At 66.3% G+C, this 25,983-nt stretch carries 27 protein-coding genes, 3 tRNA genes and 2 pseudogenes; 11 read left to right on the top strand and 21 right to left on the bottom strand.

Annotated features, from left to right (window positions below):
* Window positions 1–52: 52 nt before the first annotated feature.
* The 5 genes from wzm to B4U45_RS13385 are packed head-to-tail and all read right to left on the bottom strand — an operon-like array spanning window position 53 to window position 5,191.
* Window positions 53–895 carry a galactan export ABC transporter permease subunit Wzm/RfbD gene (wzm, locus tag B4U45_RS13405; RefSeq protein ID WP_075549807.1) on the bottom strand — a complete coding sequence of 281 codons (843 nt, stop codon included), beginning with the start codon at window positions 893–895 and terminating at the stop codon, window positions 53–55.
* On the bottom strand, window positions 895–1,806 hold the full coding sequence (gene glfT1, locus B4U45_RS13400; protein ID WP_075549808.1) for a galactofuranosyltransferase GlfT1: 912 nt from the start codon (window positions 1,804–1,806) through the stop codon (window positions 895–897). Before glfT1 ends, wzm begins: the two co-directional genes overlap by 1 nt.
* Window positions 1,799–2,641, bottom strand: coding sequence for a galactan export ABC transporter ATP-binding subunit Wzt/RfbE (gene wzt / locus B4U45_RS13395; RefSeq protein ID WP_075549809.1), 843 nt, complete (start codon window positions 2,639–2,641; stop codon window positions 1,799–1,801). Before wzt ends, glfT1 begins: the two co-directional genes overlap by 8 nt.
* Before the next feature lie 3 nt (window positions 2,642–2,644).
* The gene (locus B4U45_RS13390; RefSeq protein ID WP_099224066.1) at window positions 2,645–3,178 is read right to left on the bottom strand and encodes a bacterial proteasome activator family protein; all 534 of its coding nucleotides are present in this window, start codon (window positions 3,176–3,178) and stop codon (window positions 2,645–2,647) included.
* Window positions 3,179–3,193: 15 nt separating this feature from the next.
* Window positions 3,194–5,191 (bottom strand): DUF6541 family protein, encoded by a 1,998-nt coding sequence (locus B4U45_RS13385; protein ID WP_075549810.1) that lies wholly within the window; start codon window positions 5,189–5,191, stop codon window positions 3,194–3,196.
* Between the two features lie 119 nt (window positions 5,192–5,310).
* On the opposite strand from B4U45_RS13385, the gene B4U45_RS13380 reads away from it, so the two are divergent.
* A complete protein-coding gene (locus tag B4U45_RS13380; protein ID WP_075549811.1) occupies window positions 5,311–6,507 on the top strand; it encodes a cysteine desulfurase-like protein in 1,197 nt (398 codons plus the stop codon).
* A gap of 6 nt (window positions 6,508–6,513) precedes the next feature.
* Here the strand turns inward: B4U45_RS13380 and B4U45_RS13375 are convergent, their stop codons facing one another.
* Window positions 6,514–7,485: an NAD(P)H-quinone oxidoreductase gene (locus B4U45_RS13375; RefSeq protein WP_183154936.1), complete on the bottom strand. Its 972-nt coding sequence runs from the start codon at window positions 7,483–7,485 to the stop codon at window positions 6,514–6,516.
* A 33-nt stretch (window positions 7,486–7,518) separates the two neighbouring features.
* Here B4U45_RS13375 and B4U45_RS13370 point away from each other — a divergent pair.
* Window positions 7,519–7,608 (top strand) — tRNA-Ser (locus tag B4U45_RS13370).
* 71 nt (window positions 7,609–7,679) lie between these two features.
* Here B4U45_RS13370 and B4U45_RS13365 read toward each other — a convergent pair.
* Entirely contained in the window at window positions 7,680–8,465 is a 786-nt protein-coding gene (locus B4U45_RS13365; protein ID WP_075549813.1) for an enoyl-CoA hydratase/isomerase family protein, read from the bottom strand.
* On the bottom strand, window positions 8,462–9,727 hold the full coding sequence (locus tag B4U45_RS13360; RefSeq protein ID WP_082275693.1) for a CaiB/BaiF CoA transferase family protein: 1,266 nt from the start codon (window positions 9,725–9,727) through the stop codon (window positions 8,462–8,464). Before B4U45_RS13360 ends, B4U45_RS13365 begins: the two co-directional genes overlap by 4 nt.
* 84 nt (window positions 9,728–9,811) lie before the next feature.
* On the opposite strand from B4U45_RS13360, the gene B4U45_RS13355 reads away from it, so the two are divergent.
* A complete protein-coding gene (locus B4U45_RS13355; RefSeq protein WP_075549814.1) occupies window positions 9,812–11,704 on the top strand; it encodes a helix-turn-helix domain-containing protein in 1,893 nt (630 codons plus the stop codon).
* A 25-nt stretch (window positions 11,705–11,729) separates the two neighbouring features.
* Here the strand turns inward: B4U45_RS13355 and B4U45_RS13350 are convergent, their stop codons facing one another.
* From B4U45_RS13350 to B4U45_RS13335, 4 genes are all read right to left on the bottom strand, one after another.
* Window positions 11,730–12,836, bottom strand: a complete 1,107-nt coding sequence (locus tag B4U45_RS13350) for an Rv2629 family ribosome hibernation factor (protein WP_083154712.1) — start codon at window positions 12,834–12,836, stop codon at window positions 11,730–11,732.
* Between the two features lie 47 nt (window positions 12,837–12,883).
* Window positions 12,884–13,072: a hypothetical protein gene (locus B4U45_RS13345; protein ID WP_075549815.1), complete on the bottom strand. Its 189-nt coding sequence runs from the start codon at window positions 13,070–13,072 to the stop codon at window positions 12,884–12,886.
* Between the two features lie 29 nt (window positions 13,073–13,101).
* Complete coding sequence (gene lipE / locus B4U45_RS13340; RefSeq protein WP_075549816.1) at window positions 13,102–14,337, bottom strand: lipase LipE; 1,236 nt, start codon at window positions 14,335–14,337, stop codon at window positions 13,102–13,104.
* Between the two features lie 128 nt (window positions 14,338–14,465).
* Window positions 14,466–15,290, bottom strand: coding sequence for a crotonase/enoyl-CoA hydratase family protein (locus tag B4U45_RS13335; RefSeq protein WP_075549817.1), 825 nt, complete (start codon window positions 15,288–15,290; stop codon window positions 14,466–14,468).
* A gap of 24 nt (window positions 15,291–15,314) precedes the next feature.
* Here B4U45_RS13335 and B4U45_RS13330 point away from each other — a divergent pair, with 24 nt between their 5' ends.
* Entirely contained in the window at window positions 15,315–15,896 is a 582-nt protein-coding gene (locus tag B4U45_RS13330; protein ID WP_075549818.1) for a TIGR03086 family metal-binding protein, read from the top strand.
* A 6-nt stretch (window positions 15,897–15,902) separates the two neighbouring features.
* Here the strand turns inward: B4U45_RS13330 and B4U45_RS13325 are convergent, their stop codons facing one another.
* Window positions 15,903–16,973, bottom strand: a complete 1,071-nt coding sequence (locus tag B4U45_RS13325; protein ID WP_219859412.1) for a pyridoxal phosphate-dependent aminotransferase — start codon at window positions 16,971–16,973, stop codon at window positions 15,903–15,905.
* An 83-nt stretch (window positions 16,974–17,056) separates the two neighbouring features.
* Here B4U45_RS13325 and B4U45_RS13320 point away from each other — a divergent pair.
* Both B4U45_RS13320 and B4U45_RS13315 read left to right on the top strand, forming a co-directional pair.
* Window positions 17,057–17,145: transfer RNA gene (locus B4U45_RS13320), tRNA-Ser, on the top strand.
* Between the two features lie 32 nt (window positions 17,146–17,177).
* A tRNA-Arg gene (locus tag B4U45_RS13315) sits at window positions 17,178–17,250 on the top strand.
* Here the strand turns inward: B4U45_RS13315 and B4U45_RS29265 are convergent.
* The 5 genes and pseudogenes from B4U45_RS29265 to B4U45_RS13290 form a co-directional block, all read right to left on the bottom strand.
* Window positions 17,209–17,746: pseudogene (locus B4U45_RS29265) on the bottom strand (pyridoxamine 5'-phosphate oxidase family protein). The gene B4U45_RS13315 and the pseudogene B4U45_RS29265 overlap by 42 nt on opposite strands.
* Before the next feature lie 132 nt (window positions 17,747–17,878).
* Window positions 17,879–18,295, bottom strand: coding sequence for a PIN domain-containing protein (locus tag B4U45_RS13305; protein WP_075549820.1), 417 nt, complete (start codon window positions 18,293–18,295; stop codon window positions 17,879–17,881).
* The gene (locus tag B4U45_RS13300) at window positions 18,282–18,521 is read right to left on the bottom strand and encodes a hypothetical protein (protein ID WP_131808383.1); all 240 of its coding nucleotides are present in this window, start codon (window positions 18,519–18,521) and stop codon (window positions 18,282–18,284) included. The genes B4U45_RS13305 and B4U45_RS13300 overlap by 14 nt, the downstream gene beginning before the upstream one ends.
* 130 nt (window positions 18,522–18,651) lie before the next feature.
* Window positions 18,652–19,971, bottom strand: coding sequence for a serpin family protein (locus B4U45_RS13295; RefSeq protein ID WP_158006391.1), 1,320 nt, complete (start codon window positions 19,969–19,971; stop codon window positions 18,652–18,654).
* A 120-nt stretch (window positions 19,972–20,091) separates the two neighbouring features.
* A complete protein-coding gene (locus B4U45_RS13290) occupies window positions 20,092–20,736 on the bottom strand; it encodes a TetR/AcrR family transcriptional regulator (protein WP_075549822.1) in 645 nt (214 codons plus the stop codon).
* Between the two features lie 118 nt (window positions 20,737–20,854).
* On the opposite strand from B4U45_RS13290, the gene B4U45_RS13285 reads away from it, so the two are divergent.
* Window positions 20,855–21,307 (top strand): DUF1772 domain-containing protein, encoded by a 453-nt coding sequence (locus B4U45_RS13285; protein ID WP_075549839.1) that lies wholly within the window; start codon window positions 20,855–20,857, stop codon window positions 21,305–21,307.
* Between the two features lie 72 nt (window positions 21,308–21,379).
* On the top strand, window positions 21,380–21,751 hold the full coding sequence (locus B4U45_RS13280; RefSeq protein ID WP_240316534.1) for a nitroreductase/quinone reductase family protein: 372 nt from the start codon (window positions 21,380–21,382) through the stop codon (window positions 21,749–21,751).
* Between the two features lie 127 nt (window positions 21,752–21,878).
* Here B4U45_RS13280 and B4U45_RS13275 read toward each other — a convergent pair whose 3' ends face one another.
* Together B4U45_RS13275 and B4U45_RS13270 are read right to left on the bottom strand one after the other, a co-directional pair.
* Window positions 21,879–22,394 (bottom strand): ester cyclase, encoded by a 516-nt coding sequence (locus B4U45_RS13275; protein ID WP_075549824.1) that lies wholly within the window; start codon window positions 22,392–22,394, stop codon window positions 21,879–21,881.
* 144 nt (window positions 22,395–22,538) lie between these two features.
* Complete coding sequence (locus B4U45_RS13270; protein ID WP_075549840.1) at window positions 22,539–23,537, bottom strand: phosphotransferase family protein; 999 nt, start codon at window positions 23,535–23,537, stop codon at window positions 22,539–22,541.
* 50 nt (window positions 23,538–23,587) lie between these two features.
* Here B4U45_RS13270 and B4U45_RS13265 point away from each other — a divergent pair, with 50 nt between their 5' ends.
* The gene (locus B4U45_RS13265; protein WP_075549825.1) at window positions 23,588–23,974 is read left to right on the top strand and encodes a nuclear transport factor 2 family protein; all 387 of its coding nucleotides are present in this window, start codon (window positions 23,588–23,590) and stop codon (window positions 23,972–23,974) included.
* On the opposite strand, the pseudogene B4U45_RS13260 reads toward B4U45_RS13265, so the two are convergent.
* Window positions 23,965–24,278, bottom strand: a pseudogene (locus tag B4U45_RS13260) (nuclear transport factor 2 family protein). The gene B4U45_RS13265 and the pseudogene B4U45_RS13260 sit on opposite strands and share 10 nt — an antisense overlap.
* Before the next feature lie 83 nt (window positions 24,279–24,361).
* On the opposite strand from B4U45_RS13260, the gene B4U45_RS13255 reads away from it, so the two are divergent.
* Together B4U45_RS13255 and B4U45_RS13250 are read left to right on the top strand one after the other, a co-directional pair.
* Complete coding sequence (locus B4U45_RS13255) at window positions 24,362–25,306, top strand: class I SAM-dependent methyltransferase (protein WP_075549826.1); 945 nt, start codon at window positions 24,362–24,364, stop codon at window positions 25,304–25,306.
* Between the two features lie 150 nt (window positions 25,307–25,456).
* Window positions 25,457–25,983: PE family protein (locus B4U45_RS13250; RefSeq protein WP_219859570.1), on the top strand; the 527-nt coding region annotated here is incomplete at its 3' end.

Below are 25,983 nucleotides of genomic sequence, written 5' to 3'. Positions count from 1 at the left end.
CGGGGCGTGGCTGCGGTTGCGACGGGATGACCCGACGTCGCCACCGTGGCCGCTAAACCCAGTAGGGCACCCGCGCGCGATACTGCCGCATGGCAACCGCCGCCAGCGCCCAGCCGACGACGGTCAGCACCACCACCACCACCCAGTGCCGCAACTCCTGGTGTGCGCCCAGCAGCGGGGCCCGCACGATGTCGAGGTAGTGCAGCAGGGGGTTGAGTTCGACGACGCGCGACCACCGCCCGGCGCCCTGCTGGCGCAGGGTGTCGTCGTTCCAGATGATCGGGGTCATGAAGAACAGCAGCTGCACCACCGAGAACAGCAGCGGGGCGATGTCGCGGTAGCGGGTGGCCAGGATGCCGAAACACAGTGACACCCATACGCAATTGAGCACAATCAGCCCCAATGCCGGAATCACCGACAGATCCGCCCACGACCACGGCTTGGGGAAGATGACCGCCACCACCAGATAGATCACGATGTTGTGGGCGAACAAGATCATCTGCCGCCACACCAGCCGATACACGTGCACGCTCAACGGTGTCGGCAGTTGCTTGATCAGGCCCTCGTTGGAGACGAACACATCGGCGCCGTCGAGGATGGCGGCGTTAATCAGGTTCCAGATGATCAGCCCGAGCGTGACGTAGGGCAGATGCTCCGACAACTCGAGGTGAAACAGCTTGGAATACAGCCCGCCCATCGCGACCGCGGTGGTTCCGGTGGCGATGGTGATCCAGAACGGGCCCAACACCGAACGACGGTAGCGCTGCTTGATGTCCTGCCAGCCCAGGTGCAGCCACAGCTCGTGACGGCGGAACCCGTCGATCAGATCGGCGCGGGCGCGGGCCAGTGTGCGCGACTGCGCTTTGAAGCTAGCTTGAGCGTCGATGAACGTCATCACGACCCTCCCAGATCAGGCCGCCCGAACTTCTCGCGGCGGCCCAAGCGACGCAACCGAATCCATTCCAGCAGGCCTTTGAGGTCGCGGCGGGTCACCAGGAAGAACCAGCCGAACCGCAGCCACTCCTGCGGCAGCAGCTTACGCAGACCCGGCTGCGACAACACGTAGCCGCGGTTGCGGTAGGTGAAGAACCGCTTGCCGGGGTCGTCGGGGTATTGGGTGTGCATGCGGCCGCCCAGGATCGGCTTGAACTCGTCGGACCCGCACGGGTGCAGGTACGCCGCGTCCAGGCAGGTGCCGAACGGCAGGCCGGATCGAACCAGCCGGCGGTGCATCTCCACCTCGTCGCCGCGGATGAACAGCCGCAGGTCGGGCACTCCGATTGCCTCGCACGTGGCGGCCCGAAACAGTGCCCCGTTGAACAGCGACGCGATCCCGGGAAGCAACTCCTGCCCCGGTTCGGTGCGCAATTCGCTGGTGCGCCTTCGCCATACCAGGCCGCGCCGCAGCGGAAACGCCAGGCGCTGCGGGTCGTTCATGTTGCACACCATCGGCGACACCTCGGCCAGGCCGTATTTCTCGGCGCATGCCAGCAGCGTCTCGAGCACGCCGGTGTCCTGCGGCTGTCCGTCGTCGTCGGCCAGCCACACCCAATCGGCGCCCAGCGCCAGCGCGTGCAACATGCCGAGAGCGAAACCGCCTGCGCCGCCCAGGTTTCGGCGCGAACCGAGGTACGTGGTGGGGATCGGTTGGGCCGCAACCAAATCGCGGACCCGGTCGTCGGCGTCGTTGTCGACGACGATCAGGTGATCCGGCGCCCGGGTCTGGGTGCTCAGCACCTCCAGCGACACGGCGAGTTCATCGAGGCGCCGGTGGGTGACCACGACGGCAACGATGAACTCACTCATCCCCGGACACTTGTTGCGCCAGCGGCTGTTGCGCTATGCCGGTGTTCGCCGTCTCGGCCAGCACGTCGTGCACGTGCCGGGCCGCGTCCGCACCCTCGTAGGCACGCACCACGTCTTCGATACCGCCGGTCAGTTTGATGACGCCGTGGTCGATCCACATCGCGGTCTTGCACAGGCGGGCCAGAAATTCGTTGGAATGGCTTGCGAACACCAGGATTCCGGAACGGTCGACCAGGCTCTGCAACCGCGACTGGGCTTTCTTGAGGAATTCGGCGTCCACCGCGCCGATGCCTTCGTCCAGCAACAGTATCTCCGGGTCGATGCTAGTCACCACGCCCATCGCCAGCCGCACCCGCATACCGGTGGAATAGGTGCGCAGCGGCATCGACAGATACTCGCCCAACTCGGTGAACTCGGCGATCTCGTCCACCTTGGCCTGCATCTGCTTTCGGGTCTGACCCAGGAACAAGCCGCGGATGATGATGTTTTCGTAGCCGGAGATCTCGGGGTCCATGCCGATGCCCAGATCGAAGACCGGCGCGACCCGGCCGGTGACCTTCGCCCAGCCGCGCGTCGGCTCGTAAATGCCTGAAAGTAGGCGCAGCAGAGTCGATTTCCCGGCTCCGTTGTGGCCGACCAGGCCCACCCGGTCGCCGAGTTCGAGCGACATGGTGATGTCCCGCAACGCCTCGATGACGACGACGTTGGAGCTGTTGCGGCCGATCGCGCCGCCAGCCTTGCCCAGGAAGGCCTTCTTCAGGGAACGCGATTTGGCGTCAAAGATGGGAAACTCCACCCACGCATCGCGCGTCTCGATGTGCGGACCCTTGGACACGGTCTACAGGTACTGTCCGGTGCCGTGGCCGTGGCCGTGACCCGGCTTGCCGACGCCGGGGGGCAGCGCGCCCTGGCGCATCTGCTCCAGCTGCGCGCGGGCAGCCATCTGCTGGGCGAATAACGCGGTCTGGATGCCGTGGAACAGACCTTCCAACCAGCCGACCAGCTGTGCCTGCGCGATCCGCAATTCGGCGTCCGAAGGCGCGGCGTCCTCGCTGAACGGCAGCGTCAGCCGGTCGAGTTCCTCGCGCAGCTCGGGCGCCAGGCCGTCTTCGAGCTCGCGGATGCTGATGGCGTGGATATCGCGGAGCCGGTTGCGGCTGGCCTCGTCCAGCGGCGCGGCACGGACCTCCTCGAGCAGTTGCTTGATCATGGTGCCGATTCGCATCACCTTGGCGGGCTGTTCGACGAGGTCGGTCAGCGAACGTTCGTCGGAGTCGTCTTCGGCTATCGCCATGAACCGCGGTTCGCCACCGATGATCTCGACGCCCTCGACATCTTGGTCGTCGTTGCCGGTAGTCAATCCAGTCACCATCCTCTTACGCGTCGACTAGGAGTGCGTCGTCAAGCCCTGCCCGCGCCACTCGAAAATCCGGGCTCCGCCGTTGTCGTAAATCTTCTTCCACGACGGCGATTTCTCCAGAGAGACTAGTCCGTCGGGAACGGCGAACCCCCGGACCGTCGGGCTGCTGGTCAGGATGTAGCGGATATTGAGCGCCTTGATGGACTCCAATACCCGCGGATCGGCATCGCCATTGCGCGCGTAGGCCCAGAAGATGAACCGGTGGTAGCCGGGGCCCTGCTGCACGGGGTAGTCGTAGTGGGTCCATAGCGGGTGCAGGCCGGCCACCGCGTACATCCACGCGGTGCCGTCGGTGTTGGCATTGCCGATCAGGGTGTCGCGTGCGCCGGGCAGGGTCGCCAGGTAGGCCATGGCGTCGAGGTCGCGTTGGTCGATCATCACCGAGTCGTACTTGTCGCCGAACAGGAAGCGGTGCCGCGGAAAGTAATGCCAGGTACTGACCAGGCAGATCGCTATCAGCAGCGCGGCGGTGACCGAGGTCCAGAAGGACTGGGGCAGCGTCCGGTACCGATGGGTCAGTCGTTTCGCGCCGGCCACCGCCAGCATGACGAGCGTGAACACGGCGATGCCGGCCATCAGCATCAGCAGCAGTGTGGTGGCCGCCGCTATCCGGCGCGGGTCGTTGTAGAAGAATTCGCCGAGCCCGCCGGCCACCGCTCCGATCGGACCGCCCAGCGGGGTGCCGGCGTTGACGTTCATCACGATCAGCAGCAACCACACCGCCAGCGGCCACCAGATCTTCTTGACCAGCAGCATGAACCCGCCGATGGCGGCCAGCACAATCAGGGCGTACTGCACCGGGAAGTCGTTGAGGTGGCGGGAGTGCTGGAAAACGGCGTCGAACAGGCCACGTTTCTTGCTCAGGTAGGTGAGGAACGAGTGCCCGGCGATGATGTCTTCCTGCTGCTGGACGCTGAGGAACTGCGGCAACATGATCAGCCCGGAAATCACCGCCACGCCGGCCAGGGTCAGCAGATCGGCCAGCCGGCCGCGGACCGGACGCCACAGCGCCTCGAACAGCCACCAGGCCGACACCAACAGCACGACGACAACGCCGCCGCTGATGTGCACCGACAAGACACCCACGAACGCCAGCACGGCCACCGGGATCCGGTCGCGGTGGCGCAACGTCGAGGTGATCAGCGCCATGGTGGGTACCGCGACCCCGTAGGCGGCGAGGTTGGGCATCGCCGCCGTGTCGAACTCGACATAGGGCACCGCGGTGAACGACGCCGACAATGCCGCCGCAGTGGCGGCAGCCCCGGCGGTTAGCCACTCCGCGGAGGCCGAGGTGGCTGGCCATTCGGCCAACCGGGAGCGCAGCACCCGCCAGGTCAGTACCGCCGCGCTCACCGGAAACAGCCAGATCGCTGCGGCCAGCGAGTTCAGCGTGTAACCGGTGGTGGCTGCGGCGCCGGTGAGCTGACAGAACACCGCCGCCAGCGCGTGGAACACCGACGGGTAGTACAGCAGCGCGTGGGTTTCGACGTTGCGCAGCTCGCCCATATGGGTCGGCGACGCCTGGCCGGTGTCGAGGATGAAGCGCACGGTGTTGGCGTGCCACACCGCGTCCCAGGTGCTGGGGATGGACTGCCAGTGCGGGATCCCGCGATAGGCCGCCCAGCTGATGAACAGCACCCCCAACAGCACCCCGGCCGCGACCGTCAGCGCCGGACCGCGACCGACCGACCGCGCCTCGGCGTCCGGGTCCCGAAAGCGGCCGAGCACCAGTTGAAGGCCGGTGACCACCGCGGCCACGACGGCCAGGGCCAGCAGTGCCGTCCAGCCGTTCCACGGGATGCCCAGCGCGCCGTAGGGCAGGATCGCCAGGGCGATGACGCCGTATGTCAGCGGCGGGCCCACCGCGATAGCGGTGGGCCAGTTCAGCTGAGCGATCCGTGCGACGATTGCCCCGGGCGCGATCAGCAATACCAATGCGATCAGCGTTCCGAACCACAAGCTCACTGGACTAGTATGGCTGGCCGGGTGTCCTGGCTCGGGAAGCCGTAACGGCTACAACGTCGATGGGGCGCCCACGACCGTCACCAATTTGCAGATATAGCGAGAGCATTAGGGTGGCTGGCATGCCATATGACGTCGCCCGGGTGCGGGGGTTGCACCCGTCGCTGGGTGACGGATGGGTGCACTTCGACGCGCCGGCCGGCATGCTGATCCCCGACTCCGTCGCGACCACGGTGTCGACGGCATTTCGCCGGTCTGCCGCCAGCATGGCGGGTGCGCACCCCTCGGCGAGACGCAGCGCCGCCGTGTTGGATGCCGCGCGTGAGGCGGTGGCCGATCTGGTCAACGGCGATCCGGGCGGCGTGGTGCTGGGCGCCGATCGCGCGGTGCTGTTGTCGTCGTTGTCGGAGGCGTCGTCCTCGCGCGCCGGCTTGGGCTACGAGATCATCGTCAGCCGCCTCGACGACGAGGCCAACATCGCGCCGTGGCTGCGGGCGGCCCACCGCTACGGCGCCAAGGTGAAGTGGGCCGAGGTCGACATCGAGACCGGTGAGCTGCCGACGTGGCAGTGGGAGAGCCTGATCAGCAAGTCGACCCGGTTGGTGGCGGTCACCTCGGCGTCGGGGACGCTGGGCGCGGTCACCGACCTGCGGGCGATGACCAAGCTGGTCCACGACGTCGGCGGTCTGGTGGTGGTCGACCATTCCGCCGCCGCCCCGTACCGGCTGATCGACATCAAGGAAACCGAGGCCGACGTGGTGGCGGTCAACGCCGTCGGCTGGGGCGGGCCGCCGGTCGGGGCGATGGTTTTCCGTGAGCCGGCGCTGCTGAACACCTTCGCCTCGGTGTCGACGAATCCGTATGCCACGGGTCCGGCGCGGCTGGAAATCGGCGGGCACCAGTTCGGGCTGCTGGCCGGCGTGGTCGCCAGCATCGAATACCTGGCCTCCCTGGACGAGTCGGCTCGCGGGACTCGCCGCGAACGCCTGTCGGTGTCGATGCATTCGGCGTCGGCCTACCTGAACCGGATCTTCGACTACTTGATGGTGTCGTTGCGGTCGTTGCCGTTGGTGATCCTGATCGGCCGCCCGGAAGCGCGGATACCGGTGCTGAGCTTCGCATTTCAGGACGTGCCCGCCGATCGGGTGGTACAGCGCCTGGCCGACAACGGCATCCTGGCGATCGCGAATGCCAACTCCCGTGCGCTGGACGTGTTGGGCGCCAATGACGTGGGCGGCGCGGTGACCGTCGGGCTGGCTCACTATTCGACGACGGCCGAAGTGGACCAGCTGGTGCGCGCGCTGGCGTCCCTGGGCTGAGTCGGGCTAGACGGTCAGCAGGATCTTGCCGTACGTCTTGCCCGACAACATCAGCTGATGCGCCTGCGCCGCCTGTTGGATAGGCAGGCGGGTGCCGATGATCGGACGAACCCGCTCGTTGCCGATCATCGGCCAGACCGAGGCCGTCACCGCCGACGCGATGGCGCTCTTGCTGTTCGGACCGGTGACCGGCCGGGCCCGCAGCGTGGTGCCGATGATCCGGGCCCGTTTGGTGAGCAACTTGCCCAGGTTGAGCTCCGCCTTGACCCCGCCCTGCATGCCGATGACCACCAGTTGACCGTCGACGGCCAGGGCGTCGATATTGCGGTCCAGATAGGCCGCGCCCATGATGTCGAGGATCACGTCGGCGCCGGGCGTTTCCTGTTTGAGGCGCGCGACGAAGTCCTCGCCGTGATAGTTGATGGTGATCTGCGCCCCGAGCTCGCGACAGAGTTCCAGCTTTTCCGGCGTCCCCGCGGTGACCGCCACCCGGGCGCCCAGAGCGCGTCCGACCTGGATCGCGTGGGTGCCGATGCCGCTGGCGCCGCCGTGGATCAGTAGCAGCTGACCCGGGCTCAGATGGGCGGTCATCACCAGGTTCGACCACACCGTGCAGGCGACTTCGGGAAGTGCTGCGGCGTCGACCAGACCGACTTTCGGTGGAAGCGGCATCACCTGGCCGGCCGGAACGGCGGCGTACTCGGCGTAGCCACCGCCCGCCAGCAGCGCGCAAACCTCTTGTCCCACTGCCCAATCCGAGACACCGGAACCCACGTCGGCCACCGTGCCGCTGACCTCCATACCGATGGTCTCGCTGGCGCCCGGCGGCGGCGGATACTTTCCGGCCGCCTGCAACACGTCGGCGCGGTTGACCCCGGCCGCGGCGACCTTGACCAGCACCTCGCCCGGGCCCACGCAGACATCGGGCACTTCCTGCCAAACCAGTTGCTCCGCCGATTCGGCGACGATGGCACGCATGAGGGCCACGCTACAACCGCTACCCTAAGCAGCGGTGGCGTGGCAGAGCGGCCTAATGCACTCGCCTTGAAAGCGAGAGACGGCTAAAACCGTCCGGGGGTTCAAATCCCTCCGCCACCGCCATTTGGGGCGGTTTGCGAGTTTGGCACCGGAGCTTGGGGCCGTTCGGCGACGGGGGACCGACATGGCGGTTCCTAGCTCGCGGTGGTACTTGCCGCGGATTCGGCGCAGCGGAAACGTTCCTCGGTGAAGCGGACGACGGCTTCCCGGACGTGTCCCGACACGAATGAGCGCGCCATCTCCTCGGCGTCGCGCTCGATCCGTGCGGCGTCGAGCGTGGGTTTGACCAGTTCCCGCGTTCGCAGCAGGGCTGGGAAGCAGTGGTTGGCCACGGATTCGGCGATGCGGCGAACGGTGTCGAGCGGCACGTCCGTGACCAGGTCGTCGATCAGCCCGGTGCGCAGCGCATTCGCCGCGTCCATCGGCCGGCCGGTCAGCATCATCCATTGGGCGGTCGCATCGCCGACGATGGTGGTCAGCCTGCGCAGTGTGATGCCATCGGGGACAACCCCCAGCGCGCCGAACGGCAGCCGGAACGTGCTGCGGGCAGTCGCGATCCGGTTGTCCGCCGCCAGAGCCAGCTCGACGCCGCCGCCCGCCGCGAGGCCGTCGACGGCGGCGATCGTCGGGATCCGGCAGGTGGCGACGGCGGCCAATGCCCCGACGACGATCCGGCAGTACGCGGTCGCGGCGTCGAGATCACTGGTCGCGGCGAGCACGTCGGCGAGGTCGGCCCCCGCGGAGAAGTAGCCGCCGGCCCCCCGCAGCGCGATCAGCCGGACCCCGTCGGTCTCGGCGAGCTCCGGGACCAGTTCAGCGATCGCGGTCCACATCGCTGCGGTCAGGGCGTTGCGCTTATTCGGGCGCGAGACGGTCACCGTGGCCAGCGGACCGTCGATCTTCCACCGGATCTCGCTCATCGGGTGACCTCGGCCATCTCGCCGTGTGCGAGCAGCACACCGTCGGCGACCAGACCGGCGATCTCGGTCTCGGACACACCGAACTCGCGCAGGATCTCTCTGCTGTGCTCGCCGAGCAGGGGAGGCACCAGCCGCACGGAGCACGGCTGGTCGTCGATGTGCAGGGGGCCACGGACGAGGTTTACGGTGCCGAGGCTGGGGTGGTTGACGCTCTCGACGACGTCGACCGCGCGCACCTGCGGGTCGGCAAACACGCCCGCCATGTCGTGGACCGGCCCGGCCGGGATGTCGGCCTCACGGAGCAGGCGGACCCAATGCGCCGAGTCCGCCGTGGCCAGAGCCCCGGCGATGACGGCGTCGAGTTCCTCGCGATGGCGCAGCCGGCTCGGGCTGTCGCAGAAGCGCGGATCGTTGATCAGATCCTCGCGGCCGACCAGCCGGCAGAGCCGCTCGAAGTGGGCCTGGGTGCCTGCGGCGATGTTGATCGCGTGGTCGGCGGTCTGGAACACGCCGCAGGGTGCCAGGACCGGATGGGAGTTCCCGACGCGTTCGGGGACGATGCCGTTGGACAGGTAATTCTGCGCCTGGAAGGTGAGGACCGCCAGGACGCTCTCGAGCATGGAGGTGCCGACGGCGCGGGTCGTAATACCCCGGGTACGCCCGGCCAGCGCCGCCGCAACGCCGACGGCGGCGAACATGCCGGTGAGGAGGTCGACGATCGGCAGGCCCACCCGCACCCCGTCACGGGACGGCTCGCCGGTGAGCGACATCAGGCCGCCCATGCCCTGGATGATCTGGTCGAAGCAGGGTTCACGGTGCAGCGGTCCGCTACTCCCGAACCCGCTGACACTGGCGACGATGGCGCCCGGCGCGTGCCGGTCGAGCCAGTCGGCGTCGAGGCCGATGTCCGCCAGGATGCCGGGACGGAAGTTCTCCACGATCACGTCGACGTGCTCGGCCAGCCGGCGCAGCACGGCCCTGCCGTCTTCCGAACGGAGATCGAGGGAGATGGAGCGCTTGTTGCGGTTGACCGAGACGTGGTAGAGGCTGGTGCCTCGATCGTGCGGCCCCCAGCGGCGGATCATGTCGCCGCCGGTCGGCTCGACCTTGATGATGTCGGCGCCGAGGTCGCCCAGGAGCGTGGTGCAGAACGGACCCGACAGCGCCCGGGTGAGGTCGAGGACGCGGATGCCCTCGAGCGGAAGGTACTTGGCGGGACCGGTCGCCGAAGGAGATTGGCCATGCGAACTGTCATGCGTCATGAGGCACAAACCTACGGCGGCCATGACGCCTGCAATATAGTTGTAAAACTATTATTCAATGGATCTGGATAGGTTCACACACACATGTCCACGGTCGTGGCGGACATCGCTGCACTTCTGGATTCCTGCCGGGCCGGAGCCGCCGCGAGCGATACCACGCGGGCGATCGCACGACTGGCCGACAGCTTGACGCAGGCGGGTGAACAGCCGGATCTTTCCTCGTTGCAGGCACCGATCGAGGGCATCCGGTCCGACTACGCCGGTTACTTTCGCCGGGAGACCGAGCTGTACCGGCTGTTGCAGACGGCGCAGCGGCTGCTGGGCACCGCTGCTTTAGAGGAATTGCTCGCTGTCATCGTCGAGGCGACTCGCGATCTGATCGGCAGCCAGGTCGCCCATCTCAACCTCGTGGATCGCGGCGAGCAGTTCTCGACCATCCGCGCGACCACTGGCGCCCGCACGGAGACGTTCCGTCTTCAGCACACACCCGCCGGAGCGGGATTCACCGGACTTGTGCTGCGTCTTCGGAGCCCCTACGTCACGAAGGATTATCTGAGCGACCCTGCCATCGAACATGATCCGTCCGGCGACGCCTCAGTTCGAGCAGACCATCTCGTCACGATGGCTGGAGCGCCGATGCTCGACAAGCAGGAGCCGCTCGGAGTGCTCATGGTGAGCTGGCGGCGGCCCGTCAGCGTCACCGACGAACAAGTCGACCTGCTGACATCGCTCGCTTCTTTGGCAGCCGTGGCCGTCTCGGCGGCCCGCCGTCACGAAGAAGCACGCCGGTCTCGCATCGCGCTCGAGGAAGCGAACGAGAACTTCAGCCGGGTGAATTCTCAGCTCGAATGGGGTGCTCAGGCTCATGACCGGCTGTTGGCCCTGCTGCTACCAGGAACTGGGATCGACGCGGTCGCCGAAACCATGAACGAACTACTGGGAGCGAAGGCCGCCGTGCTCGACCCGCAGGGTGTGCTCCTCGCCGCGGCGCCTTTGTCGTGGCGGCCCGTGATAGCTCGCGGCGACCTCGACAGAATCGCTGCCGGTGGCCGGACCGCGCATGTCACAGGTGAGGGCGGGGCGCCGCTGTGGGCAGCTTCTGCCCATTCCGGCGGTGAGCCGCTCGCGGTGCTGGTCGTCGAACGCGATGATCTCCTCGACATGGAACACCTGCTATTGGAGCGCGCGGCGACCGCGACCGCCCTGCTCCTGGCCACCATGCACGCCATCTCCGAGGCCCAGTTCCGCTCGTCTGCCGACCTGGTCACCGACCTGGTCCGCGGTCGACGGCTCGATAATGTGGACCGACAGGCTGCGAGCCTGGGCCTGGAGCTCAGCAGGCCGAACGTCGTCCTCGTCACGTCGACGCTGTCCGATCGCCGACGTCAGACCCGCTCACTATTTCGCGGACACGCGCACCGAGTCGGCGGGCTTTCCGGCGAGATAGACGGCCACCTCGTCGCCATCCTTCCGCTGGCCGACCCACACGCCGCGGCAACCGATGTCGCCACCGCCTTCAACGAGGCCGGACTGCTCGTAGCGGTTGGCGCCTCGGGTCCCGCTACCCGACCGAGCGACATCGAGCAGCACTACGCAGCAGCGCTGGACTGCGCCACGGCCCAAGACACGCTGACCGGACACGGCCCGGCCACCATCGACACCCTCGGCTTCGTAGGACTACTGCTGGCCAACCCCGACCGCGCCCAGCTGAGCGACTTCGTGCATCGCCGCGTGGGTGCACTGGAAGAGCACGACACCGATCGTCACACGAGTCTCATCCCGACCCTCGAGGCCTACCTGGACCGAGACCGCAGCATCCGGGCGGCGGCCCAACATCTCCACGTCCACACCAACACCGTCCAGCAGCGATTGCAACGGATCGAAACGCTGCTCGATGTCGATCTGCATACCACCAGCTCGGCAACCGAACTCGACCTCGCGCTGCGCTTACGGCGCCTGCTGCGAACGATGTCGTGAATCCAGGTAACCCGGACACCGCCGTTCAGTGCAGCGTCGGCGCATACCGAAGCACCGCGGCAACCCCGTCGGTGGGAGCCAACCGCTCGTCGGTGCGTACCAGCGAGGCCCCGACCGAGATCGCCAGCAGCGGCAACGCCTCGTCGGCGCGCAGCGTCTTGGCCGGCGCGGCCCCCTGCTCGGAAAGCACGTCCGCGTTGGGGGCGAAGCTGCTCAGTGTCTCGTCGGCGACCACCGTGGCGTCTCCGATGTCGCCGACGATGAGCGTGTCGACCGCCCCCTGCCGCAACGCCGAACAGACGGCGCCCAGACCCTCCGCGGCGCGTCCGGACCGGCGGCCGATCTCGGCGCCGAATCGTTCGGCGGCATCGTCGATCGCCCGGAGTCGGCGCCGGACGAACCAGGACTCGATGGCGCCCTGCACCTCGTCGAGGCCGTACCCGCTGTGGCGCGCACCAACCTTCAGCGGCACCGCCCGGCCGAGTACCCGTTCCGGGAGGGCCGCCAGCAGGTCGGAGCGTGATCGCACCTCGCCGACCACGAAGAACGCGTCGATGCCGGTCTCGTCGACCAATTCGGTGACGCGGTCGGCGACGGCGCGCACGTTCTTGCGCGCGGCTTCATCGGTGCGCAACTGCGGGTCGCCATATCCCGCCGTCTCCGCGCCGGCGGCTTTGTGGACGGGATAACCGCCGCCGTCGACGGTTTCCGAGCGCAGGGTGCCGTGGCTGCGCACGGTGATGTCAGCGCCGGTGTGGTCGACCTCGACCAGCACGTAGTTCGGTGGGTCGAAGCCATGTTCGACGATGGGAACGATGTAGGGCAGTTCGGAGACGCGCACCACCGGGGTGCTGGTGGGGCGCAACAGATGTTCGTTGACCACCACGCCCGTTGCGCCGGCGATCACCGCGCGCCCGCTTCGGCCGATCGGTGGGCGCAGCTCCAGCACGGCCTGCTCGATGTCGGCGGTCACGGAATCGGCCACGCCCTGCTGCTCGAGTTGTTCGCGCAGCCCGCGCCACTTGAGCTCCAACTGATCGGCGGCGTCATGCGTGTCGTGTGAGTCCTCGAAATAGATCGACGCGAACGGTCCAGGCGTGTCCAACAATTGGCGGAAGCGGTCGGATTGCATACTTGTCGGGTTGCCGGGCAGGTCGGCGGACAAACCCGACAAACCCGCTAAGCCCCGTCCCCGTCGGTCTGGTCGAAGAATCGCCAGTCGCCGTCGATATCGACTTCCATCCGCCAGCCGAGCTCGGTTTTGTCGGCCTTGTTATCGACGAACCACGCGTGTGCGTCGTCGGCGTTGCCGATCTCCTTGGTGGCCACGACCTCGCCGTGCGGGTTGATCACTCGGTAGGTAGACATGGCTGCAGGGTTCCCGCCGGCCGGCGAGGTCAACCCGGTGGGATCGTGGCGGCGATGGTGTTCAGCAGCGCCCCGTAGCGGCCGGCGTCGGGATCTCTGCCGGGTTTTCCGCTGCTGATCACCGCGGCCGCCAGGCGGCGCTGCGGGTCGGCCCAGACGGCGATGTTGACCAGGCCGAGGTGACCGAACGCGGCCGGCGCGTTGCGCCCGAATGGCCCGAACCGCGTCGAACCCAGCATGTATCCGGTGCCCCAGCGCAATGGCATCAGACCGGTCGCGACGTCGGGCCGTAGCCGCCGGCATTCCTTGACCGCGTTGCGTACCGTCTCGGGCCGCATGATTCGCACCCCGTCGAGTTCGCCCCCGCGGCGCAGGATCTCCATGAACCGCGACAGCTCATTGGCGGTGGAGACGGTGTTGGACGACGGGACGATGGTGCTCAGAAACAGCGGCTGGTTGGTGTACGGGATGACCTCATGCACGGTTCCGCCGATGGCTTTGCGGAAGGCCGCGGCGATCACTGGCGGCAACGGCCGCCCGGTGGCGTGGCTGGGCGCGACCAGCGGGAGGTCTTTCTTGGCGACACCGAAGTTGGTCCACCGAAAGCCCAGCGGGTCGAGGATCTCGGTGGCAAGGATGTCGCGAATTTCCTTACCGGTGCTCCGCCAGATGATCTCGCGCATCAGCGGACCCCACGTCAACGCGTGGTACATGTGGACCAGCCCGGGCCGGTAGAGCGGCCGCAATTCGCCGAGCTTTTCTAGGGCGTACTCGTGGTCGTCGGCCTTGGTCACGTCCGGCCGGGGGCCGGTGGGAAACGGGACGCCGGCGCTGTGGGTCAGCACGTGGCGGATCGTGGTGCGGTCCTTGCCGTGGCTGGTGTAGGTGGGCAGGTACTCGCAGACGCGGTCGTCGAGGGAGAAGTGCCCCCGTTCGGCGAGCAGGTGCACGACGGTCGCGGTGATGGCCTTGGCGGACGAGTAGGCGCAGAACGGGGTGTCGGTGCTGACCGGAATCTTCTCCGCGTCGGGTGGATCGGTCGGAGCGTTGCCCCAGCCATGGCCGATCGCCCGGTTGAGCACCACGTTTCCGTTGTGCCGCAGGCACACCTGGATAGCGGGGTGCATTCCGGCCTGGTACCAGTGGCGGGCGGCCTGCCAGATCCGTTCGACGGCCGCGCTGTCGATGTCGCAGCGGTCCTCGTCGGCGATCGCCGTCACGGCGTCCAGGTCGGCGGGGACGCGGATCTTTCCGTCGGGGGTCATCTCTGCCACCTTCGCGAGGGTACGTGGCTCTAGCGGCTATAGCGGCGGCGAGATTGCCGCTATGGCTGTGCCCCGGATGGCGACCACAGCCATGGCGGCAATCTCGCCGCTGTACCGGGCAACAGGCCCTACTCCCCGGTGAACTGCGGCGGCCGCTTGGCGAAGATCGCCGAGATGCCCTCGGTCAGGTCCTTCGACGGCAGGAACGCGGCGTTCCACGCGGCGACATAGCGCAGGCTCTCCGACACGGCGGAAATGCGTTGCTGGTCGAGGACATCCTTGATGCCGTGCACGGTCAGCGGCGGGTTTTCGGCGATCTCGGCGGCGGTGGCGTGCGCCGCGGCCAGCGTGGCCTCGGCGTCGTCGTAGACATCGTTGACCAGGCCGATCTTCTCGGCTCGGGCAGCGTCGATGTCGCGGCCGGTCAGCGCCAGTTCGCGTAAGTGGCCGTCGTTGAGGATCAACGGCAGCCGGGCGAGGCTGCCGACATCGGCGACGATGGCCAGTTTGACCTCGCGCACCGAGAACTTGGCGTCAGCGCTGGCGTAGCGGATGTCCACCGCCGAGATCAGGTCGACGCCGCCGCCGATGCACCAGCCGTGTACCGCGGCGATGGTGGGGGTGCGGCAGTCGGCGACCGCGCTGATCGCGTTCTGCATGCGCTTGACCTCGGCGTGGAACTCCGCGCGCGGGCCCGCCAGGGCGTCGCCGGACAGCAGCGCGGTGAAGGAGCCGCCCATCGCGGGGACGTCGAGGCCGTAGCTGAAGTTCTTACCGGAGCCGGTGATGACGATGGCCCGCACCTCGCGGTCGCCGTCCAGCTTTGCGAACACTTCGGGCATCTCCGACCAGAACGCCGGGCCCATCGCATTTCCCTTGCCAGGCCCGATCAGGGTCACCTGCGCGACCCGGTCCTTGATGTCGACGGTGACGGATTCGTATGTTTCGCCCATGCCCGAGACCGTAGCGTGGCGAGTATGTTCTCCGATTTGCGACCCGGACCAGATTCTCCACCGACCGACGAGCTGCAAAGTGCCGAGGCCTCACTCGGGGTCCTGCAGCAGGTGCTGCACACCATCGCCGCCGACGATCGGGCCAAGCAGACGCCGTGCACCGAGTATGACGTCAAGGGGCTGACCGGGCATCTGCTCAACTCGATCATGGTTCTCGGCGGCATGGTCGATGCGGAATTCTCCATGCGAGAGGACACCGACTCGGTGGAGCGTTTGGTGATCGGTGCCGCTCGGCCGGCGCTGGATGCCTGGCACCGCCGCGGCCTGGAAGGTGAGGTGTCGCTGGGCCCGGGTTCGATGTCCGCCAGGGTGGCGGTGTCTGTCTTTTCGATCGAATTCCTGGTCCACGCCTGGGATTACGCGACGGCAGTGGGACGTGAGGTGCGCGTGGCCGATTCGTTGGCCGAGTACGTGCTGGGATTGGCGCACACGCTGATCAAGCCGCACGAACGCGGCGCCGCCGGCTTTGACGCGCCGGTCGAGGTTCCCGAGCACGCCAGCGCGCTGCATCGGCTTGTCGCGTTCACCGGCCGCAACCCGGCCTGATAGCCGTCACGGGATCGACCGAGCATCGACTTCCCGCCAGCTGCGGGCGAATCGCAGCAGGGCGTCGTTTTCGTCCGGCGCACCCACGGTCACGCGGACGCCGTCGCTGCTCATGGGGCGGACCACGATGCGCGCGGCGGCCGCGTTTTCCACGAAGTCGCGAGTGCGCGCTCCCAGCGGCAGCCAGACGAAGTTGGCCTGCGGTGGCGGCAGGGTGAATCCGGCGTCGCGCAACGCCGCGGTCACCCGGATGCGCTCGGCGACCACCGCGTCGGTGCGGGCCAGCAGTTCGTCGGCGGCATCCAGCGAGGCAATGGCCGCCGCCTGCGCGATGCTCGACACAGTGAACGGCACGTAGACCTTGTCCAGCGCGACGATCACGTCCGGGTGGCCGATCGCATCCCCGACGCGTAACCCCGCCAGCCCGTACGCCTTCGAGAAGGTTCGCATCACCACCACGTTGTCGTGGGAGCGGACCAATTCCAGACTGTCGGGGGCCATGCCGTCACGGACGTACTCGATGTAGGCCTCGTCGATCGCGATCAGGATGTGTGGCGCAACCGCTTTGACGAAGTCGGCCAGGGCGTCCGGGGGAACAACGGTCGACGTCGGGTTGTTCGGATTGCACACGAAGATCAGCCGGGTGCGGTCGGTGACCGCGGCGAGCATCGCCTCGAGGTCATACGTGTGGTTGGTCAACGGCACCGGGACGGCGGTCGCGCCCGCGACCGCAACCTGCGGCGGGTAGAGCTCGAAGCTGCGCCAGCCGAAGATCACCTCGTCGCCCACCGAGGCGACGATTTGAACGAGCTGCTGGCACAGGCTGACCGAACCGCACCCGACCGCCACGTGCTCGGGACCGACGTCTACGTGCTTGGCCAACGCCGCCTTGAGTTCGACGCTGCCGTTGTCGGGGTAGCGGTTGATCGACTCGGTGGCCCGTTCGATGGCCGCGCGCACACCGGGCAGCGGGCCGAACACGGTCTCGTTGCTGGCCAATTTGATCGCCCCGGGCACCGTCTTGCCGGGAACATAGACTGGCAGCCCGTCCAGTACGGGTCGCAGACGGGCAGGCACGTCGACAGCATATGTGGCAGCTGTGTACGCTAAGCGTCCGGCGGCTCCGGGTTCCCGGCATCGGGTACCCTCAGGAAGTCCATGGAGGCGTGCCAGAGCGGCCGAATGGGGCTCACTGCTAATGAGTTGTCCCCCTTCAAGGGGACCGGAGGTTCAAATCCTCTCGCCTCCGCTGGATCCGTCGGGGAACACAACTGAACACAAGCGCCCGTAGCTCAACGGATAGAGCATCTGACTACGGATCAGAAGGTTGGGAGTTCGAATCTCTTCGGGCGCGCTTTTCATCCGGGTAGATAGCCAGCTTCTCGAGGAACCGGGGCATACGACCGGCGCCGAAATCGTAGAAACCGTACCCACGTGGGCGTGATTGCGATTCTTGCCATCCGCTCGTAGGTGTCGCGTACCTGTTGTTAAAACTTCGCGGCCGCGTCGGCATCCATGGCCATGCGGGCTGCGGCCAGGTACTCCGGAACCACACCGTCGACGATGTTCACGCTGGCATGTGCGCGGATCGCCAACGCCCGCGCTGTCTTCGGGGTGTCCCAGGAATCGATGGACAGAACCACGTTCGCGGAGCTGGACAAGGCAGCTACCTTCGGAGACGTGGTAGCGGTGGCGATGACGAATTCCTCACCGGTCCAGAAGTACCCGACCGGGATCACCCTCGGCCTCCCGTCTTTGCCGACATAAGCCAGGTGAGCGGCAGACGTCGACGCAAGCGACTCCTGTGCCCCGGCAGTGCTCAGTTCGACGTCTATCTCCTGCTTAATCACAATCGTTAGCTTTCGTGAGTCGGCGGCAACCATGCTCAAACAGCGTGAGAAGAAGCCGGCGGCCTAGCCGCCGGAGAAGTCACGAACCGCATTTCGCGAGCCAGCTGAAGGCAGCGGCTTCAACGATGCCGTTCACTCCTTGGCAGCGAACGGGTTAACTACCCGTACCCCGGCGTAGTCTTCGTCGGTGCTCAAGTCCTCGGATAGGACGACATCACAGCCAAGAGAGCGGGCGGCTTCCAGGATTGCGGCGTCCCAATACGAGACGCGGAATCGCCTACCAGTCGCAAAAGCTGCGAGCATGAGTTCAGCTGTGATCGGGGCGACGGGAAACCGCATGAACGACTCCACCAGCCCGACGGCCTGCTCGTGGCTGATTGGATCGGGCCTGCTGCTGCGCGTTGCCTGAACGTAGAATTCCTGAAGAACCTGAACGGAAACCGCGAGGTCGCGGTCGGCCAGGATTTCGTTCGCACGCCTGCCCTTCTCCCGCTCATGGCGATCGCGGGAGATCGCGTACAGCAGGACATTGGTGTCAATGAACCGCACGGGCGTGGACTTGGTCGCGGCTCAGACGATCTGCGGCGCGAAACCGGCGAATCTCATTCTGGATCTTTCGTTGCTGTTCCTCGAGCCGCGAAAACGCGGCGTCGCGTTCAGCAAGTGAAGTGAGATATCCCGCCACCAGCGTACTTACCGACTGGCCAAGTTCTGCCGCCCGAATCCGTGCCGCCCGGTAGACCTCGTCGGGGACGGCGACGGTAATATTTTTCACAGTTCCACATTATCACAGTAACTGTGAGACTTAGCGATGTCGTCGACCATGCGTCGCGGTCGCGCGGGTAAGTCGGGCGGCTGTGCCGGGAAGGCCGGCCGATCTCATCGATGTGCCGCACCGCCATGCCTCAGCGCGGATCCATCACCTGTCCCGCGAAGAGCACTGCGCCGGTCTTGTCGACAATCGCGAACAGGAACGGGTGATCGACCGTCACCTCTTCGACCGGACCAAACCCTCCGCCGATCACCGTTGAAACGGCTGCGGCTTCCGTACCGAACTCGTCGATCCCGACGAAGGCCTTCTGCAGTATGTGGGTGATCTTCAGCTGTTCGTCAGTGGTGATGTGGGAGAAGTCCGCCTGCTTCTCGTCGAATGCGCGCGGCATCCCCATTGCCGCCAAAGTCTCCTTGAATTCCTCGGGTCCCCAGGTGATACGAAACTTGGGCAAACTCAGCACGACGGGCCCCTGCACAAAGGCCAAGTTACGGAACCAAGCGTCGTCCATGCCGTTGCGAACCGCCTGGAGCTGTCCCTCCGCCGGCAACACGATCAGCATCGTGAGGTCGCCGCCCACGTAGGGGAGTTCCACTGCCTGAAAATTCGACCCGGCCACGTAGGGCAGCGACCTCGCCTTGTGCATCATCGGCACGGTGACCGCTGATTGCGGAGTCACGCGGAAGCTGCCGTCGCGCGTGTCTTGTGTCGGAAATGGGCTCTCCCAGCTCGCCTTGAGGTAGGCCGCGTTCAGCAGCACGACACGCGTCAACTCGTCTATCGCGCCCGGCGGGATCGGGTCTTTGATCTGCCCTTTCGTCGCGTCGCTGGCGAAGTTGTTGATGGTGACCCGCTCGCCGTCGGGGTTGCCCTTGAAGTCGCCGAGGTGCGCGCCGGCATCGTATTGGGTAGCCAGGATGTCGAGGAACGGCGCGCGAACCGACATGCCACGCTGCAGCCAGACCGCGTCGACCATCGCCAGTTCGATGCTCCGCGGGTCCTCGGCAGAGATCGCAGCGCGGTTGCGTGAACGAAGCTCGAGCAGCAGCTGATTCATGGCACGGTAGTAGCTGTCATTGCCAAACGGATCGCGCAGCACGGTTTTCATTTGAGCCGCCGTGTCAGCGGCGGCACCGGCATAGGCCATCGACAACGCGACGCCGAGGCTCAGCGGAGAGAAGACCAGGTTCTTTTCACTGGCCGCCGACATGCGCCGGAACAGGTCCAGCCCGAAACCGTTGGTGGCGTTGACAAAACTCTGCTCATCCGCCGCGGCAACGTCCGGCGTGTTGTCGTACGGAAGGCTTGACCGCGTGATGGGCGCGGGTGTCGGTCCTGGTGTGGACTCCGCACGATTGCGATCGCCCCCGCAGCCGACAGCACTTGTGAAGACGACGGCAGCAGCAATCACGCCGTGGAGTCCGACGCGGAATGAACGGGTTAGGGGATTCACGGCGACCAGTATGCGCGCCTCGGGACGAGGACATTTGACAAATCTCTCGCGGAAATGCATTTGGTTCCGTCCGGCGGCTTGACTTCGCCGGCGGGTAGCTGCGCCGAACTGATCGTGGACTTACGAATCGGCGACGGATCTTGAAGTTCTTCTGCTGGGGGGAGCGCGCCGGTCGGGTTCAGTAGCGTGGGTTGCACGAGTGAACTGACTAATCAGGAGCTCGACTCGAGCGCCGTGTTGCCCCGGGCGCAATCGGCCCGCGCGGTTGAGCGCGACGAGTCCGTGCAGCGCCGCCCATAACACCTCCGTCAGGGTGTCGACGTCCTGTCGGTCCGCAATTTCTGTGATTGCTTGACGTAGCTCTTCGAAGGCCGCTGACAACTCGGGTGGGGTAGCTGTGTCGGCGAATCGCAATGTGGTTGCCCGGATGAACATGGCGTCGTAGAGCGCCGGGTTCTTCTCGGCGAACTCGATGTAGGCATGTGCGATTCGTTTCAGCGTCGCCTTGGGAGTCCGTCGTCCGCGACGGGCGCACGACAGCACCTCGGCCAGTTCGGCGAACCCGTCGATCGCCACGGCTTCAGCGATGTGATCCATACCCGAGAAGTGCTTGTATAACACGGGCTGGCTGTATTCAATCTCCTCGGAGAGCCGACGGGTGGTGACAGCTTCCCAGCCCTCGGCTTCCGCCAATTGCCGCGCCGTAGCGATGATCAGTCGACGACGCGCGGCGTGTTCGCGAGCCCGGCGCTCATTGATGGCCATGCTTCACCATAGCATCGCTAGATACATTAGTAATGCTATTGTTACGAGCGCGACTAACCGCTAGCATTGCTACCAATGACGACCCGATAGGAGGTTCGAGGTGATCGAGCTCGCCAAGATGTTGGCAATAATCTCGGTGCTGGGTACTGCGGTGGTGTACGGCACCGACGTGTTCTGCGCGCTTGTTCAGCGACCAGCACTGGCCGCGGTGGACGAGCGCGCCCTGGTGGCGGTAATGGGCCAGGTGCATCGTTACGGCGACCGGCGGATGCCCGTACCTGGGGTTCTCGGGGTTGTGGCTGCCGTCGCAAGTGCCGCACTGTTCGCGATTGCCGGTCAATGGACGCCAACCATTACGGTGGTCGGTGCCGTGGTGATACTGCTGGCGTGGATTGCGCTTTACGTGCGGGTCAGCGCGCCGATTAACCGCCAGCTCACCTCCGCCGCTACCGCCGGCCGGCTCCCGACGAATGCCCGGTTGCTGCAGTCCAATTGGGACAGCATTATCAACGCTCGCGCCATTCTGCAGGGGGTGGCACTGGCAGCGCTGTGCCTGACGCTGATCGTCTGACCCACACCGGCCGCGACGGACTGCACGGTCCCAGACCTGAGGCCGTCCCCTACCTGAAGGGAGATAGTGATCGTGATCGTACGACCGAAAACGCTTGGACGACTTCTCATGCGCGCCGCGCCGGCTTTCAACGCGCCGGTGGCCGCGGTGGCCACTTCGGCACGCTTGGGTGGATTGGTGAACCACAACATCGCCCTGCTCAGCTATACCGGGCGGCGTTCCGGACGCAGCTTCACCATCCCGGTCGCATACCGACGCGCCGGTAACCAGGTCATCATCAGCGTCAAGATGCCCGAGGCGAAGACGTGGTGGCGGAATTTCCTCGGCAACGGGGGCCCGCTCACGCTGCGGCTCGACGGGACAGAGCACACCGGGCATGGCGTCGCGCAGCGCGACAACGAGGGACGCGTCAGCATCACCGTACGACTGGCTAACGCTAACTGACCGCCGACCTGCCGGCGCGACGCCCGTCAAGGCGTTCCCAATTCATCCGATGGATGCGGAATTAGCTTGTGGGACTGCGGTTTTGGCCCGACCACGACCTTTTCCGACCGAAACCGGATGTTCCGGCCTACCGCCCGAGGCGACGACGCAGCCTGGTGATTGCGTTGAACCCGCGGGTGACCAGGCGGTCGGCGCGGGTGCCTGTCATCGGTAGCATCCCGATCTGACGAGCAAATCCGGCACCGTCGTAGTAGACGGTATTGCTGGCCACCCGGCCGTCGGGCGCCAGCCGGATGACGTCGCATCCGAGAATCTCGACTCGGCGGCCGGTCGCTTCGATGTCCTGAAAAGGCGATCCCGTGAACGATCCGCCGCCCTTCCACTGGACCACGACCTGGCCGGTGCCGTCGTCGACGACGTTCTCGATCACCAGCCGCCAATCCGGGACCGCTGCGAAGAGTCCCGTGAACCATTGCGTCAAGGCCGCTGCCCCGCGCACGGTTTCACCGGTGGCGAGGAAGTAATCGACCGAGTCGTCGCTCCAGAAGTCTTGTGCATGGGAGAAATCACGTTCGTCGAACACCCGCCGAAACACCTCCCGAACCCACTCTGCGTTCGTGGTGCCCGGTTGCAGCGCAGTCATGTGCGGCCTCCTTCAGCGGCGCTGGGACGATCATCGCCGCTGCCCCCGACACTAGACCCGGCCATGAGGCTGATGGGAGTCTTGCTCACGGCCCACGGTAGGTGCCGCCATCAGATGCCGGGATGTCGTCGCGCTCTGCGCACGTCAGCGCCGCGACTCGATGATGTTCAGCGCCCGCTCGAATAAGTGCACGGTGGCCGCATGCAGTTGATCACCGACTTGCTTTTCGGCCTTGCCCGCGCAGGCGCGGGCCAGCGTGCCCTCGATCACGATGCCGAGCTTGAAGCAGGCCAGCACGGTGTACCAGGTGATGTGCGACAGGTCGCGGGTGGTGTTGGCGGCATACCGGTGCAGCAGGTCGTCGGTACTGGCCAGTCCGCTTTGGCCGCCCAACGCGTGGCTGAAGACGCTCGACCCGTCGGGCTGGCGCCAGGTCGCCAGCAGCCAGCCCAGGTCCAGCAGCGGGTCGCCGATCGTGCACATTTCCCAGTCGACGATGGCGACCACGTCCGGCCCGGTCCAGGAGAACATGACATTGGCGGCGTGGTAGTCCCCATGCATGATGCCGGGTGTCCACATCGTCGGCCGATGGTGCTCCAGCCACGTTGACACCTGCTTGATTCCCGGGATCTGCGGGCCGGGGTAGCCGTCGTACTGCTGATAGGACTCCAGCTCGGAAAGCCAGCGCGGCACTTGGCGTTCCAGGAAGCCTTCCGGTTTGCCGAAGTCGGCGAGCCCGACGGCGACATGGTCTACCGCGCCCAGCCTGGCCAGCGCATCGGCCATCGCCAGGCCCATCCCGAACCGCACCTGTGCGTCGCCCGCGTGCAGCGGCGGCAGCCCCTCACCGGCGTTGAAACCCTCGACGGGCTCCATCAGGTAGAAGACCGCGTCACCGAGCACACCGGGGTCGTCGCAGGTGGCGATCAGCCGCGGATGCGGAACGTCGGAGCCGGCCAGCGCGGCGAGGACCCGGGTTTCCCGCAGGATCACCGCGTTACTGCGCGGCCGCAGGTGCCGCGGCCCGCGCCGCAGCACATACTGCCGGCCGCACCTGGTGAATCGCAGCATGACGTTTTGCGTTCCGCCGGTTACCGCGCCGACGTCCTGCAATGGACCCTCGCCGAGTCCCCGTTCGGACATCCATGCGGCCACCGCTTCCAGGTCCACCTGTAAAAACCTACTCTGGTGCCATGACGTCGCCGGTACTCCAGCGTTGGATCGAGATCGTCGATTCCGGGCGCATCGATGGTCTCGAAGCGTTGCTCGCCGAGGATGCGGTCTTCTTCTCGCCCGCGGTCTTTAGGCCGCAGGAAGGGCGGGCGCAAGTGGTCGCGTATTTGGCTGCGGCGTTGAAGTTGTTCGGCGACTCCGGTTTTCACTACGTCGAGCAGTGGCACGGTGAACGCTCGGCCATCCTCGAGTTCGAAGCCGACGTGGCAGGCATCTACGTCAACGGAATCGACATGCTCCACTGGAACGACGACGGCCAGATCGTGTCGGTCAAGGTGATGATTCGCCCGGTGAAGGCGCTTCAGGCCATCATCCCGAAGATGGCCGAGCTGCTGAGTCAGTCCTGAGGCTTGGCGCGCAAGGTGTAGCGCACTGTCTGAACCCGGATCATGCCGTCGGCGAACACGAACGTGTCGATGCCGTCGGCGACGTGCTGTTCTTGAAGATCTGAGTTTTCAAGTTCCACGCCGCGTCGGGCAGATCGTCGAGCAACCTGACGAATACCTGCCGGATGGCGTCCTTGCCGCGCGCGACGCCGGCTGAGGTGAGCACCACGGAGTCGTCGGCGTAGTCGGCGACGATCTCGTCGAGGTTGCCGGTGGCCAGCGCCCGACCGTGGTGGGCGAATACTTCCTGGGGCGTGCGTGTCATAGCGAGCGATCGTAGCCCGCAGCCGCTGGAAGAATGGCTCGCGAAAACCGACTTAATCCGACCTTATCCGACGGGGTGTGGGGATGCCGCGAACTGACAATGATTCCTGGGACATCACCGAGAGTGTGGGAGTCACCGCCCTGGGCGTGGCCGCCGCTCGCGCCGCCGAGACCGAGAGCGAAAACCCGCTCATCAAGGATCCGTTCGCCCGGGTGTTCGTCGAAGCGGCGGGCGAGGGCATCTGGTCGGTTTTCGCCGATCCCCGGTTGCTGGCCCAGGCGGCCGATGCCGAACCCGAGGTGCGCTCCCGGGTTCGTGCGATGGTCGACTTCATGGCCACCCGGACGGCGTTCTTCGACGAGTTTTTTCTGGGCGCTGCCGACGCCGGTGTGCGGCAAGTGGTGATTCTGGCGGCGGGACTCGACGCCCGCGCGTGGCGGCTGCCGTGGCCCGACGGCACCGTCGTCTATGAGCTGGACCAGCCCAAGGTGTTGGACTTCAAGACCGCAACGCTGCGCCGGCACGGCGCACGCCCGACGGCACACCTGGTGAATGTTCCGATCGATCTGCGGCGGGATTGGCCAACGGCCTTGCAGGAGGCTGGGTTTGATGCGCCCGAGCCTTCGGCCTGGTCGGCGGAGGGCCTGCTGCGCTATCTTTCGGCGAAGGCCCAAGACCTCTTGTTCGAGCGCATCGATGCCCTGAGCCCGCCCGGCAGTCGGCTTGCCTGCAACGCGCCCGGCGAGGGCTTCCTCGACCCAGACCTGGTGCGGCGCCAGCGTGAGGACATGCAGCGCATGCGAGCCGCCGCCGCCCGGCTGGTCACGGTCGAGGTGACCGACCTCGACGACCTCTGGTACGCCGAGGAACGCACCGCCGCGGCCGACTGGCTATCGCGACACGGCTGGCAGGTGTCGTCGCGGACCATGTCGGAGGTGTTGGCCCGTTACGGCCGTAGCGTGCCCAGCGATCTCAAAGATTCCATGCCACCAACACTTTTCGTGTCCGCGCAGCGACCGGCGTCCTGATCGCAGATTCGCTGGCTCCGCACGGCTCGCGGTGTCAGCTTGGGGCCGCGGCCCGCTGGCAAATATGAGTTCAGGGGAATGCCGGAATTTGCGTCTACGTCACAGTTACGCTGCCGTCAATAGTTCACCGACGAACGGCTGGAGGTAGCAATGGCGCACCTGGTGGCGATTCCGGAGATGCTGGCTTCGGCGGCGACGGATCTGGAAGGGATCGGTTCAGTGCTGGGCGCGGCTAGCGCGACGGCTGCCCTCCCAACCACCGGGGTGCTGGCGGCCGGAGCCGATGAGATCTCGGCGGCCGTAGCGTCGGTTTTTGCCGGTCACGGGCAGGCCTACCAGGCGATCAGCGCTCAGATGAGCGCCTTTCACGCCCAGTTTGTGCAGGCACTCAACGGCGCGGGCGGCGCTTATGCGGCCGCCGAGGCGGCCAACGCCTCGCCGTTGCAGGCGCTGCAGGACACCGTGTTGGGTGCGATCAATGCGCCGGCCCAGACGCTGTTGGGCCGCCCCCTGATCGGCAACGGCGCCGATGGGACGGCGGCCAATCCCAACGGCGGGGCCGGTGGGCTCCTCTACGGCAACGGCGGTAGCGGCTATTCGCAAACCGCCGGCGGGCAAGCAGGGGGCGCCGGGGGTGCCGCGGGACTCATCGGAAACGGCGGGGTGGGGGGGGCCGG

The sequence above is a fragment of the Mycobacterium persicum genome (assembly GCF_002086915.1).
In the GTDB taxonomy this organism is placed as follows: Bacteria; Actinomycetota; Actinomycetes; order Mycobacteriales; family Mycobacteriaceae; genus Mycobacterium; species Mycobacterium persicum.
Note: the sequence above shows the minus strand (reverse complement) of the source record. Positions and strands in the feature narration are given on the sequence as shown.

Excerpts from the sequence above, each read along its gene's own strand:
- B4U45_RS13285 (WP_075549839.1), top strand. The coding sequence starts at position 20,855 with ATGTTGGCAATAATCTCGGTGCTGGGTACTGCGGTGGTGTACGGCACC.
- B4U45_RS13270 (WP_075549840.1), bottom strand. The coding sequence starts at position 23,537 with ATGTCCGAACGGGGACTCGGCGAGGGTCCATTGCAGGACGTCGGCGCG.
- wzm (WP_075549807.1), bottom strand. The coding sequence starts at position 895 with ATGACGTTCATCGACGCTCAAGCTAGCTTCAAAGCGCAGTCGCGCACA.
- glfT1 (WP_075549808.1), bottom strand. The coding sequence starts at position 1,806 with ATGAGTGAGTTCATCGTTGCCGTCGTGGTCACCCACCGGCGCCTCGAT.
- B4U45_RS13360 (WP_082275693.1), bottom strand. The coding sequence starts at position 9,727 with ATGACGCATGACAGTTCGCATGGCCAATCTCCTTCGGCGACCGGTCCC.
- B4U45_RS13335 (WP_075549817.1), bottom strand. The coding sequence starts at position 15,290 with ATGGGCGAAACATACGAATCCGTCACCGTCGACATCAAGGACCGGGTC.
- B4U45_RS13375 (WP_183154936.1), bottom strand. The coding sequence starts at position 7,485 with ATGCGTGCCATCGTCGCCGAATCGGCGGAGCAACTGGTTTGGCAGGAA.
- B4U45_RS13345 (WP_075549815.1), bottom strand. The coding sequence starts at position 13,072 with ATGTCTACCTACCGAGTGATCAACCCGCACGGCGAGGTCGTGGCCACC.
- B4U45_RS13330 (WP_075549818.1), top strand. The coding sequence starts at position 15,315 with ATGTTCTCCGATTTGCGACCCGGACCAGATTCTCCACCGACCGACGAG.
- B4U45_RS13265 (WP_075549825.1), top strand. The coding sequence starts at position 23,588 with ATGACGTCGCCGGTACTCCAGCGTTGGATCGAGATCGTCGATTCCGGG.
- B4U45_RS13355 (WP_075549814.1), top strand. The coding sequence starts at position 9,812 with ATGTCCACGGTCGTGGCGGACATCGCTGCACTTCTGGATTCCTGCCGG.
- B4U45_RS13390 (WP_099224066.1), bottom strand. The coding sequence starts at position 3,178 with ATGGTGACTGGATTGACTACCGGCAACGACGACCAAGATGTCGAGGGC.
- lipE (WP_075549816.1), bottom strand. The coding sequence starts at position 14,337 with ATGACCCCCGACGGAAAGATCCGCGTCCCCGCCGACCTGGACGCCGTG.
- B4U45_RS13365 (WP_075549813.1), bottom strand. The coding sequence starts at position 8,465 with ATGAGCGAGATCCGGTGGAAGATCGACGGTCCGCTGGCCACGGTGACC.
- B4U45_RS13290 (WP_075549822.1), bottom strand. The coding sequence starts at position 20,736 with ATGGCCATCAATGAGCGCCGGGCTCGCGAACACGCCGCGCGTCGTCGA.
- B4U45_RS13275 (WP_075549824.1), bottom strand. The coding sequence starts at position 22,394 with ATGACTGCGCTGCAACCGGGCACCACGAACGCAGAGTGGGTTCGGGAG.
- B4U45_RS13255 (WP_075549826.1), top strand. The coding sequence starts at position 24,362 with ATGCCGCGAACTGACAATGATTCCTGGGACATCACCGAGAGTGTGGGA.
- B4U45_RS13350 (WP_083154712.1), bottom strand. The coding sequence starts at position 12,836 with ATGCAATCCGACCGCTTCCGCCAATTGTTGGACACGCCTGGACCGTTC.
- B4U45_RS13380 (WP_075549811.1), top strand. The coding sequence starts at position 5,311 with ATGCCATATGACGTCGCCCGGGTGCGGGGGTTGCACCCGTCGCTGGGT.